This is a genomic window from Bradyrhizobium sp. CCBAU 53340 (assembly GCF_015291645.1).
Lineage (GTDB): Bacteria > Pseudomonadota > Alphaproteobacteria > Rhizobiales > Xanthobacteraceae > Bradyrhizobium.
Genome location: NZ_CP030055.1, coordinates 3,660,086 through 3,671,510 on the forward strand (window position 1 = coordinate 3,660,086; position 11,425 = coordinate 3,671,510).

The 11,425-nt window shown below is 62.2% G+C and carries 12 protein-coding genes and 1 tRNA gene; 9 read left to right on the forward strand and 4 right to left on the reverse strand.

Annotation, left to right across the window (positions count from 1 at the left end; all coding sequences use genetic code 11):
• Positions 1–216 precede the first annotated feature (216 nt).
• On the forward strand, positions 217–2,337 hold the full coding sequence (locus XH89_RS17340) for a sodium-translocating pyrophosphatase (RefSeq protein WP_194468162.1): 2,121 nt from the start codon (positions 217–219) through the stop codon (positions 2,335–2,337).
• A gap of 120 nt (positions 2,338–2,457) precedes the next feature.
• On the opposite strand, the gene XH89_RS17345 is transcribed toward XH89_RS17340, so the two are convergent.
• The 4 genes from XH89_RS17345 to XH89_RS17360 form a co-directional block, all read right to left on the reverse strand.
• Positions 2,458–2,874 (reverse strand): carboxymuconolactone decarboxylase family protein, encoded by a 417-nt coding sequence (locus tag XH89_RS17345; RefSeq protein ID WP_194468519.1) that lies wholly within the window; start codon positions 2,872–2,874, stop codon positions 2,458–2,460.
• Positions 2,813–3,241, reverse strand: coding sequence for a MerR family transcriptional regulator (locus XH89_RS17350; protein WP_194468163.1), 429 nt, complete (start codon positions 3,239–3,241; stop codon positions 2,813–2,815). The genes XH89_RS17345 and XH89_RS17350 overlap by 62 nt, the downstream gene beginning before the upstream one ends.
• 128 nt (positions 3,242–3,369) lie before the next feature.
• A complete protein-coding gene (locus tag XH89_RS17355; RefSeq protein WP_194468164.1) occupies positions 3,370–4,371 on the reverse strand; it encodes a tripartite tricarboxylate transporter substrate binding protein in 1,002 nt (333 codons plus the stop codon).
• Positions 4,372–4,488: 117 nt separating this feature from the next.
• Complete coding sequence (locus tag XH89_RS17360) at positions 4,489–4,995, reverse strand: outer membrane protein assembly factor BamE (protein ID WP_194468165.1); 507 nt, start codon at positions 4,993–4,995, stop codon at positions 4,489–4,491.
• Between the two features lie 98 nt (positions 4,996–5,093).
• Between XH89_RS17360 and XH89_RS17365 the strand changes: the two genes are divergently transcribed.
• From XH89_RS17365 to XH89_RS17400, 8 genes are all read left to right on the forward strand, one after another.
• On the forward strand, positions 5,094–5,645 hold the full coding sequence (locus tag XH89_RS17365) for a ubiquinol-cytochrome C chaperone family protein (protein WP_194468166.1): 552 nt from the start codon (positions 5,094–5,096) through the stop codon (positions 5,643–5,645).
• Positions 5,642–6,223 (forward strand): DUF177 domain-containing protein, encoded by a 582-nt coding sequence (locus tag XH89_RS17370; protein WP_194468167.1) that lies wholly within the window; start codon positions 5,642–5,644, stop codon positions 6,221–6,223. The genes XH89_RS17365 and XH89_RS17370 overlap by 4 nt, the downstream gene beginning before the upstream one ends.
• A 297-nt stretch (positions 6,224–6,520) precedes the next feature.
• Entirely contained in the window at positions 6,521–7,582 is a 1,062-nt protein-coding gene (plsX, locus tag XH89_RS17375; protein ID WP_194468168.1) for a phosphate acyltransferase PlsX, read from the forward strand.
• Complete coding sequence (locus XH89_RS17380) at positions 7,579–8,559, forward strand: beta-ketoacyl-ACP synthase III (RefSeq protein ID WP_194468169.1); 981 nt, start codon at positions 7,579–7,581, stop codon at positions 8,557–8,559. The genes plsX and XH89_RS17380 overlap by 4 nt, the downstream gene beginning before the upstream one ends.
• A 132-nt stretch (positions 8,560–8,691) precedes the next feature.
• Positions 8,692–9,033: an integration host factor subunit alpha gene (locus XH89_RS17385; protein ID WP_028141392.1), complete on the forward strand. Its 342-nt coding sequence runs from the start codon at positions 8,692–8,694 to the stop codon at positions 9,031–9,033.
• 24 nt (positions 9,034–9,057) lie between these two features.
• Positions 9,058–9,636 (forward strand): MerR family transcriptional regulator, encoded by a 579-nt coding sequence (locus tag XH89_RS17390; RefSeq protein ID WP_194468170.1) that lies wholly within the window; start codon positions 9,058–9,060, stop codon positions 9,634–9,636.
• 102 nt (positions 9,637–9,738) lie between these two features.
• Positions 9,739–9,816, forward strand: a tRNA-Pro gene (locus XH89_RS17395).
• A gap of 189 nt (positions 9,817–10,005) precedes the next feature.
• Positions 10,006–11,283 (forward strand): hypothetical protein, encoded by a 1,278-nt coding sequence (locus XH89_RS17400; RefSeq protein WP_194468171.1) that lies wholly within the window; start codon positions 10,006–10,008, stop codon positions 11,281–11,283.
• Positions 11,284–11,425: the final 142 nt, after the last annotated feature.

Below are 11,425 nucleotides of genomic sequence, written 5' to 3' on the forward strand. Positions count from 1 at the left end.
AAGCCGGCGGCCAGGCGCAGAGGATGAGCTCTAAATACTTGCCGAGATCGGCTTTTTCGCACCTATCCGGCGTTGCACCCTCAATTTGATTTTGGCAAGCTTGTGATCGACTAGGGCAATCCCTCCGGGGCTGCCTTGTTCAAAATCAAGGCGCCGCCGCGAGACGGACAATAAAAGGCGCCGGGGGTACATCAAGGATCCGAGGCAGAAAATCACATGACAGCTCTATGGTTGATAGTGCTCTGCGGAGTGCTTTCCGTCGTCTACGCGATTTGGGCGACGTCTTCGGTATTGGGCGCGGATGCGGGGTCGCCGCGCATGCAGGAAATTGCAGGGGCGGTGCGTGAAGGCGCACAGGCCTATCTCCGGCGCCAATACACCACGATCGGTCTCGTCGGCATCGTCATCTTCGTGCTGCTTGCCTATTTCCTCGGACTCTATGTCGCGATCGGTTTTGCCATCGGTGCCGTCCTGTCGGGAGCGGCAGGTTTCATCGGCATGAACGTCTCGGTCCGCGCCAATGTGCGCACCGCGCAGGCCGCGACGACGTCGCTTGCCGGCGGCCTCGAGCTCGCCTTCAAGGCGGGCGCGATCACCGGCCTGTTGGTCGCGGGTCTCGCGCTACTCGGCGTGACACTCTATTTCGGCTTTCTGGTGCATTCGCTCAAACTTGCGCCCGACAGCCGCACCGTGGTCGACGCGATGGTCGCGCTCGGCTTCGGCGCTTCCCTGATCTCGATCTTCGCCCGTCTCGGCGGCGGCATCTTCACCAAGGGTGCGGACGTCGGCGGCGATCTCGTCGGCAAGGTCGAAGCGGGCATCCCGGAGGATGATCCGCGCAACCCGGCCACCATCGCCGACAACGTCGGAGACAACGTCGGTGACTGCGCCGGCATGGCCGCCGACCTGTTCGAGACCTATGCGGTGACCGCGGTCGCCACCATGGTGCTGGCTGCGATCTTCTTCGCCAAGACGCCGATCCTCGCCAACATGATGACGCTGCCGCTCGCGATCGGCGGCATCTGCATCATCACCTCGATCATCGGCACCTTCTTCGTCAAGCTCGGGCCGAGCCAGTCGATCATGGGCGCGCTCTACAAGGGCCTGATCGCAACCGGCATCCTGTCGCTGATCGGCATCGCCGTGGTGATCTATTACCTGATCGGCTTCGGCAAGCTCGAGGGCGTCGACTATACCGGCATGGCGCTGTTCGAATGCGGCGTGGTCGGCCTCGTCGTCACCGCGCTGATCATCTGGATCACCGAATACTACACCGGCACCGACTATCGCCCTGTGAAGTCGATCGCCCAGGCTTCGGTCACAGGTCACGGCACCAACGTGATCCAGGGCCTCGCCGTCTCGATGGAAGCGACCGCGCTGCCCGCGATCGTCATCATCGCCGGCATCCTGGTCACCTATAGCCTCGCTGGCCTGTTCGGTATCGCGATCGCGACCGCCACCATGCTGGCGCTGGCCGGCATGGTCGTCGCGCTCGACGCGTTCGGCCCGGTGACCGACAACGCCGGCGGCATCGCCGAAATGGCGGGCCTGCCGAAGGAAGTGCGCAAGTCGACCGACGCGCTCGACGCGGTAGGCAACACCACCAAGGCGGTGACGAAGGGTTATGCGATCGGCTCTGCCGGTCTCGGCGCTCTCGTGCTGTTCGCGGCCTACAACCAGGACCTCAAGTTCTTCGTTGCAGACAGCGCGCATCACGCCTACTTCGCCGGCGTCAATCCGGACTTCTCGCTGAACAACCCCTATGTCGTGGTCGGCCTCCTGTTCGGCGGATTGCTGCCGTATCTGTTCGGCGCGATGGGTATGACCGCGGTCGGCCGTGCGGCCGGCGCGATCGTCGAGGAGGTGCGGCGCCAGTTCCGCGAGAAGCCGGGCATCATGCAAGGCACCGACAAGCCTGATTACGGTAAGGCGGTCGACCTGCTGACGCGCGCCGCGATCAAGGAGATGATCATTCCCTCGCTGCTGCCGGTTTTGTCGCCCGTCGTCGTCTATTTCGTGATCTACGCGATCGCGGGCGGTGGTGCAGCCGGCAAGTCGGCGGCGTTCTCGGCCGTCGGCGCCATGCTGCTCGGCGTGATCGTGACAGGCCTGTTCGTCGCGATCTCCATGACCTCGGGCGGCGGCGCCTGGGACAACGCCAAGAAGTACATCGAGGACGGTCACTTCGGCGGCAAGGGCTCTGATGCCCACAAATCCGCGGTGACCGGTGATACCGTCGGCGATCCCTACAAGGACACGGCGGGCCCTGCGGTGAACCCGATGATCAAGATCACCAATATCGTGGCCCTGCTACTGCTGGCGATCCTGGCGCACTGAGCGGCGCAAACGACCCAGACAATGACCCCGCGGCGCGAGCCGCGGGGTTTTTGTTGGATGTCGTCATTCCGTGATGGTTCGAAGGACCTGACCCGGAATCACGAGATGGAAGGTCGAGCCTCAGGCTTTCGGCTCCGGTCCGTCCTCAGCTCTTTGCGCGAAGACCTCCTTCGCTGCGAACAGGCCGTTGAGGGCAGCCGGGAAGCCGGCATAGACGGCCATCTGAATGAGGATCTCGATGATCTCCTCGCGGCCGAGCCCGACATTCAGGCCTGCCTCGATATGCACCTTGAGCTGAGGTGCGGCGTTCCCCATGGCCGCCAGCGCTGCGATCGTTGCGATTTCGCGCGAACGGAGGTCGAGCCCGGGCCGTGAGTAGATGTCGCCAAATGGAAACTCCAATACATAGGTGGCGAAGTCTGGAGCGATGTCGCCAAGCGCCGCGACGACCTTGTGGCCGGCCTCTCCGTCGATCTCAGCGAGTGCGCGCCGACCGCGCTCCAACCGGCTTTCGCCGGCGTTCGGGAAGTGTTGCATCATAATCCTTCATCCTCTGTTCCGTTTCGGCATAACCGCCGATCTTGGTGTCGAGGACGAGAAGACAGGCATTCAGTTCGTCGACGTGGGCACGCACGCTTTCGCGATGTCGCTCCAGCAGCGCGCGCCGCTGGGCCTCGGTGCCGCTGCCTCGATCTCGCAGTTCCGCGTAAAGCAGCATGTCCCGGATCGGCATGCCTGTTGTCTTCAGGCGGCCGAGAAACTCGATCCAGACAAGGATCGAGGCGTCGTAGTCACGTCGGCTGGATCGATCCCGGTCGGCGTAAGGCAACAGCCCGATCCGCTCGTAGTAGCGGATTGTATGGGCCGTGAGTCCGGAACGCCTTGCAAGTTCGCCGATCTTCATGCCTGTCTCTCATCACGACGCACGGAAACTACGAGTTTGAGCGCGCTCTAAGTCAAGAGACATTCTGGGACTGTCTGTGCAAGCGTCGCGCCGGCACGTCCGGTCGGGCCATGTGGCGGGCCAGCGACCTACTGCACGTCCATCTGCAGACCTTCCTTCTGGATGATGCCGGCGAATTTCTTCGTCTCGTCGTTCACGAAGGCGGCGAACTGCTCTGGCGTGCCATAATCGGCGCGCGCACCCATGGCGGCGATCTGCTTCTTGATGTCGTCGCGCTCAAGCATCGCCTTGACCTGGAGATTAAGCGCCTCGAGCACGGGCGCGGGGACGCCCTTCGGCAGAAATACCGAGAACCACGAGGACACGTCGAAATTCGCAAGCTCCGGCGCGCTCTCGCGCATGGTCGGCAGGTTCGGCGCGAGTTCGCTGCGCTCTGTCGTGGTGACGCAGAGGCCGTTGAGCGTGCCGTTCTGCACCTGCGGCAGGCTTGGATAGAGATTGTCGAACAGGATCTGGATGTCGCCGGCGAGTGCCGCCTGGAGCGCGGGACCTGCGCCGCGAAACGGGATGTGCGTCATCTTCAGTCCGGTGAGCTGGAGGAACCAGGCGCCGGTGAGGTGAGGGCTCTGGCCGACACCGGAGGAAGCATAGCTCAGCTTGTCCGGATTGGCCTTCAGATAGGCGATCAGATCAGTGACCGATTTGATGCCGGTCTTCGGATGCGCCGACACGATGTTGGGAATCCGGATCATGTTGGTAACCGGCTGGAGCTGGTCCGGCTTGTAGGTGAGGTTCTTGAAGATGCTGTAGGCGATCGCGTTCGGTCCCGGGTTGCCGATCAGGATGGTGTGGCCGTCGGCCCTGGAGCGAACGACTTCCGCCGTGCCGATCGTGCCGCCGCCACCGGACCGGTTCTCCACGACGGCCGTCTGGCCCCAGGTGGATTGGAGATGGGCCGCGAGCAGCCGGCCCATTACGTCGGTCGAGCCGCCGGCCGCAGCCGGCACAATGATGCGGATGTTCTCGGTCGGCTTCCAGTCCCCCAGGCTCGGTCGCGGCAGGATCGCTGCGGCCGACAGGCCAGCGACACCGGCGAGCACGCGACGGCGGGACAGAATTTTGTTGGGCACGAATCCACTCCCAGCTTCTTGTTTTGCAGGGAGCGTAGGGAACCGGGCGTGCAACGGCAAGTCGCACGCGTTCGCGAGTGCCGCGCGAAGAGCGGCACGACGCCGCAGGCTGAAGGCTCAGTTAAAGCTGAGCAGCTTGAACAGCGGCGCGAGGTAGCTCATCTCCTGACCCGACGTCGGCGTAGTCCGGCTGATGAAGTCGAAGATCTTGCCATCCTGCAGGCCGTAATTCGCAAGCCGGCGCACGCGCCGGTTCTTGTCGAAATAGATCGCGATGACGCGCTGGTCGACGACCCTCTGGTTCATGAAGGCGACCATGCGCTCGGAGCGCTGCGAGATGTAATAGAACACCTCGCCGTCCAGGGTTGCGACGGTGGAGGGCGTGCCCATCACGATCAGCACCTGGTCCTGGCTCGCGCCGATCGGGATCTGCTCGAGTGCGCCTGGCGGCAGGATGTAGCCCTTCTGGAACTGCTCGCTGGTGCAGCCTGCGAGCGATGCGCCAAGCAGGGTCATGGCCGCGAACATGCGCAGGCCGCGCCAGCGCGAATTCAGGCCGCGCCAGCGCGCGTGAAGGCCGCGCCGCTTGTTCGCGCGCCGGGTGGTCTGGTTCGTTATCGTCATAGCGGAACTGATTCCGTCCCCTTGCGTCGCGCGAGGCGCTGAAGTACCGGGCAGGGCGTCTGAATGCAACTCGCGCGCGCCCGCTTGCGGAAACCACAATGCTTTGGCCGTTCAATCACTTCAGGAAACCCCGGCTAGCCCCGGCCGGCACCATTGAGGCCATCTATGGCATGATCGTGACGCAGGCGCGAGAACCCATATTTTACCGGGACTTGGGCGTGCCGGATACGGTTAATGGCCGTTTCGACCTGTTACTTCTGCACCTCTGGCTGTTGCTGCGGCGGCTGCGGACGGCCCAAAGCGGGGTGGAGCTGTCGCAGGCCTTGTTCGATCGCTTCTGCGAGGACATGGACGACAATCTGCGCGAGATGGGCGTGGGCGACCAGACCGTCCCGAAGCGGATGCGGGCCTTCGGCGAGGCCTTTTATGGCCGCGTCCAGGCCTACGACCAGGCGATCGAGGCGGGTCCCGAGGCACTGGCGCAGGCGATCTGCAAGAATATCTTGAACGGGGCCAGCCTGGATCAGGCGCGGCGTCTGGCCGCCTATGCGGTGGCCGCGAATGCGGATCTCGGCCAGACTGGCGACCCCGCCTTGCTGCTTGGATCCTTCAAATTCCCTGCACCGCTTCGGGAGGGTGAGCCGTCATGAATCGACCGATGACCGGATCCGAACCCGATCCCTGGCGCGCGCCGGTGATGGTCGCGCAAATTCCTGATACCGGGCTGCACCGCAAGCTCGAGGCCTCGGCGGCCGAGCGCCAGGCCATGGCCGATGTTGCGGGCCTGCGCGACATTCTGTCGGCCCATGCCGACTTCGACGTCGTGCCGAGAAGCGGCGGCCGGATCCAGGTCACGGGTCGCGTCCGGGCCCGGATCGGCCAGACCTGCGTGGTCACGCTCGATCCGATCGAGAACGAGATCGACGAGGAGATCGATCTGACCTTTGCGCCAGAAGCCGAGACGCGGCGGCTCGAGGACCTGATCGAAGAGGGACAGGACGACGAGGAGGCCCCCGAGGTCGCCGATCCGCCGGAGGCCATCGTCAACGGGACCATCGATCTCGGTCGTATCGCCACGGACGCGCTGTTCCTGGCCATCGATCCCTATCCCCGCAAGCCGGGTGCCGTGTTCGAGGCGGAGGTCACCGCGCCTGACCCCGAGGATCATCCGTTTGCGGCGCTGAAAGCGCTCCAGGACAACAAGCAGGGCAAGAAGAAGGGCAAATAGCTGGATGTTCCGGCAAGACCCCCCTTCCTTGGAGTGAGAACTCTTTGCAGGGGTGCTTTCAAAGGCTGATTTATCTATTTGATTTCTAAATGTTTCTCGTGAAATTGCTGGTCCGGCGCCGGGGTCACCCCGAATGCAAAAGGCTGGGGGCAAGAGGTTGTTTCGGGATAACAAAACGCTATTGTCCGCCCCGGTCCGGGTGCGGCGTGGCGCTTGGCCGGTCGCCATGTCCATGGCGAACCCATCTCGCGGCCCCGCTAGTTCAAGACCGCACCAGACCAGGTTTCCGGGACTTCTATGCCAAGCAAGGTTCGCATCGCGCTGGACGCCATGGGGGGCGACGCCGGCGCCGCCGTGGTCATTCCGGGCGCCGCCATCTCGCTTGGCAGGCATCGCGATATCGAATTCCTGCTGGTCGGGGACCGCGCCAAGATCGAGCCCGAGCTCGATCGGCACCCCCAGCTCAAGGCCGCCGCGAAGGTCATCCATACCGAGGTTGCCGTCAGCGGCTCGGACAAGCCGAGCCAGGCGCTGCGGCGCGGCCGCAAGACCTCCTCGATGTGGCTTGCCATCGATGCCGTGAAGAAGGGCGAGGCCGATGTCGCGGTCTCCGCCGGCAATACCGGCGCGCTGATGGCGATGGCCCGGTTCCATCTGCGCACGCTGCCCGGCATCGACCGCCCGGCCATTTCAGCGATATGGCCGACCCGGCGCGGCGAGTCGGTTGTGCTCGATCTCGGTGCCACGATCGGCGGCGACGCGCACCATCTGGTGTCGCTTGCGATCATGGGCGCGGCCATGGTCAGCGTCGTGTTCGACAAAAAACGCCCGACCGTCGGCCTGCTCAATATCGGCACCGAGGAAATCAAGGGCCACGAGGAGATCCGCGAGGCCGGCGAGATGCTGCGCGCGATGAACCTGCCGGAACTCGACTATATCGGTTTCGTCGAGGGTGACGGCATCGGCAAGGGAATGGCCGATGTGATCGTGACCGAGGGCTACAGCGGCAACATCGCGCTCAAGGCTGCCGAGGGAACCGCGCGCCAGATGGCGGACTTACTCCGTAACGAGATTCAGCGGAGCTGGCTGTCCAAGCTCGGCTATCTCTTTGCCCGCAACGCCTTCCAGGCGCTGCGGGACAAGATGGACCCGAACAAGTCGAACGGTGGCGTGCTGCTCGGGCTGAACGGGCTCGTGGTCAAGAGCCACGGCGGAATCAATGCCGAAGGCTTTGCCTATGCGATCGATGTTGGCTATGAGATGGCTCACTACGATCTCCTGAACAAGATCAATCAGATGCTCAACCGCGAGGGTGGTGCACTCAGTTCCGTGCAGACCGCGCCGGAGGATGTTTCGTGACTCAAATTCGTTCGGTCGTGCTTGGCTGCGGCTCTTATCTGCCGGAGCAGGTGGTGACCAACGCCCAGTTGGCGGCGCGTATCGACACGTCCGACGAATGGATCGTGCAGCGCACGGGCATTCGCGAGCGGCACATCGCGGCCGAGGGCGAATTCACGTCGCATCTTGCGATCAAGGCTGCGCAGGCCGCGCTCACTGACGCTGGCGTGGACGCCCAGTCGATCGAGCTGATCGTGCTCGCGACCTCGACGCCTGACAACACCTTCCCCGCCACCGCGGTCGCTGTGCAGCACGGGCTCGGCATCAATCATGGCGCGGCCTTCGACCTCCAGGCGGTGTGCTCGGGCTTCGTGTTCGCGCTCGCCACGGCCGACAATTTCCTGCGCACCGGCGCCTACAGGCGGGCGCTGGTGATCGGCGCCGAGACCTTCTCGCGCATCCTCGACTGGAACGACCGCGGCACCTGCGTGCTGTTCGGCGACGGCGCCGGCGCGGTGGTGCTGGAGGCGCAGGAGCAGCCGGGCAATCCCGCGACCGACCGCGGCATCGTCACCACGCATTTGCGCTCGGATGGGCGTCACAAGGCAAAGCTGTTCGTCGACGGCGGGCCGTCCTCGACCCAGACCGTCGGCCATCTGCGCATGGAGGGCCGGGAGGTCTTCAAGCACGCGGTCGGCATGATCACCGACGTGATCGTCGACGCCTTCAAGGCAACCGGGCTCAACGCCGACGGCATCGACTGGTTCGTGCCGCATCAGGCTAACAAGCGAATCATCGACGCCTCCGCCCACAAGCTCCACATCGCGCCGGAGAAGGTGGTGTTGACGGTGGATCGCCATGGCAATACCTCCGCGGCCTCGATTCCGCTGGCGCTGTCGGTGGCGCGCAAGGACGGCCGCATCAAGCGCGGCGACATGGTTCTGCTGGAGGCGATGGGCGGCGGCTTCACCTGGGGCTCCGCGCTGGTGCGCTGGTAAAGCCACATCCATAAAATTTTGCCGGAATCAGCCGCGATATCGATGCGTCTGCATTGATGAGCGGTGTTGACCGCCGTATCGTAAGCTCATAATTTCAGACAACAATTGTTCGCCGTGATGTGGGGCAGGGCGATGACCGATCAAAGCAAAACCGTAACGCGTGTGGATCTCTGCGAAGCCGTCTACCAGAAGGTGGGACTGTCGCGCACGGAATCGTCCGCCTTCGTGGAACTCGTGCTGAAGGAGATCACCGACTGCCTTGAGAAGGGCGAGACGGTGAAGCTCTCCTCGTTCGGGTCCTTCATGGTCCGCAAGAAGGGCCAGCGCATCGGCCGCAATCCGAAGACCGGCACCGAGGTGCCGATCTCGCCGCGCCGGGTGATGGTGTTCAAGCCGTCGGCGATCCTGAAGCAGCGGATCAACGGTCAGCACCGGGCCAATGGCGACGCCAGCAAGGCTCAACAAGAGGCGTAACCGCCTTTCGGAAAGGATTGGCATTTGGACAAGGCGCCGGATGCGTTCCGAACCATCAGCGAAGTAGCGCAGGAACTCGACATTCCGCAGCACGTGCTGCGGTTCTGGGAGACCCGCTTCTCCCAGATCAAGCCGATGAAGCGCAGCGGCGGCCGCCGCTATTACCGCCCCGACGACGTCGATCTGCTCAAGGGCATCCGTCGCCTGCTCTACGGCGAGGGCTACACCATCCGCGGCGTGCAGCGGATCCTCAAGGAGCACGGCGTCAAATCGGTCCAGGGTCTGGCCGACAGCTCGGCCGCAGTCTCGTTCGGGGCGATCGAGGACGCCATCGGCGCGAGCCTGATGGAGCCGGAGGACGAGGCCCCCATCAAGGGCATCACCGATACCGACGATGACGACTACCAGGGCGACGAGGAGGAAGGCATCGACTTCCGCTTCACGGAGGTCGACGACGAGGAAATCCTCACCACCTTCCGCAAGGGCGGCACGTCAGCCGCGCCGGCCGGCCCCAGCGCGCTAGACCGGGAACGGCTGGAACGGGTGCTCGGCGACCTCGTCGCTTGCAAGGACATGCTGGATCAGGCCCTGAAGGAGGGCTGAGGCGCCGCCTTTGCGGTCCGTTCCCTAAGGTTTGGCCGAAGCCACCAAAATGGTGCGGCTCGCCTTGCGCATCGCCCCGATCCTAGCTAATGGAACGACGTTCGGAGCGTGGCGCAGCCCGGTTAGCGCACTAGTCTGGGAGACTAGGGGTCGGAGGTTCAAATCCTCTCGCTCCGACCAATACTTAGCCGGATTTCAGGGCCTCCGGTTTTTCCTCAGGGTAACGTTTAGGGTAACGCGGGTTCTCGCCACTTTGCGGTTGCTTCCCTTGCTTTCAATCCTCGATTGCGGAAAGCTTAGTCCACAGGATGGGGGAATCATCATGGTGTGGCCGTGTATCGCTGATGCTCATCGGCAGGTCGTTGTTCAATGACCGCTGAGATCGCGATCATGAACCGGCACGCACTTGTCCTTGCTGCGGACAGCGCGGTGACCGTCTCCCGTCGCAAGGTCTGGAAGACTGCGAACAAGCTATTCTCGCTCTCCCCGCACAATGACATCGCGATCATGGCTTACGGCGCAGGTGATTTCATCGGATTCCCTTGGGAAACCATCGTAAAGACCTACCGCCTAGCAGTCGGACAACGGCAGTTTAAATCCGTCCAAGAGTGCGCAGATGACTTTATTGCGTATCTGAAAAACGAAAAGTTCTCCGCCAGCACTGAGGAGGAAGTTAGCGTCGTCATAGGGTTCGTTAAGCATCTGGATCTTCTTAAAAAGCAGATGCCCGAATATAAAACCAGAAAGGAATTTCGAGCAGCGCTGGAGGTTCGGATCGCGAGAAGCAAAGAGCGAATCGAATCGCTGTCAGAGATTGCAGCGGACATCAGCCTGACGGATTTTCGCTCGCAGTATCAGGAAACAATAGCTGGCCTAGCAAAAGAAGAATTCAAGGAACATGTGCCAAAGAAGATAATGAAGAATTTGGTTGAACTTCTTTTTATGGGATTTCGACGAAGGTTTAAGTCAGACTATTACACGGGAGTAGTGGTTGCTGGTTTCGGCACGGACGAGCTTTTTCCGTCTCTTGCTTCTTACGTGATCGACGGCAAGCATAAGGGCCGCCTGAGAGCTTGGAAGGAAGAGGTAAACAGTCACAATTGCAACGAAGTGGATGAGTCGAACGGTGTGATCATTGCCTTTGGGCAAGATGACATAGCGGTCCTTTTTCTTGAGGGCGTTATGTCGCAGCACACCCGCTGGATGCGGCGTACTCTTAAGAGGCTGCTTGATGACAAGTCGGACTCGCTCATCGAAACTTACGTTCCCAATCAGGACGAGCAAACCGTCGAACGGACGCTCCAGCGGAAAGAAAATTCTAAAATCGTAAGGGATTTGGATAAGGAATTCGAAGATTATCGCGATAGGAGCTTGGTTCAGCCCGTGATGAAGGTAGTCGCGACCCTCCCAAAAGAGGAGATGGCCGAGATGGCTGAGGCGCTGGTGGAACTAACTTCCCTTCGACGACGCGTTGATTCTCCGCTAGAGTCGGTTGGTGGACCGACTGATGTTGCTGTGATCTCCAAGGGCGATGGTCTTGTGTGGACCAAGCGGAAACATTACTTCGATGCCGCGTTGAATCGTGACTTTCTCACGCGTAAGGCGCTGCAACTTCAGAAGGTGAGTCTCGATGAAAGATCGAATTGAAAATCGAGCCGTTCGCTCTCGTCGGACAGTGCTGGACTACTTCCATGGCTCTCGTGCTGTTGGCAGTCCCGAAGAAGAGGCTGAAAAGGCTTCGGAGCGCATCATTGGAAAATTGCACCGGGAACGCGAGAACGCTCGGGAG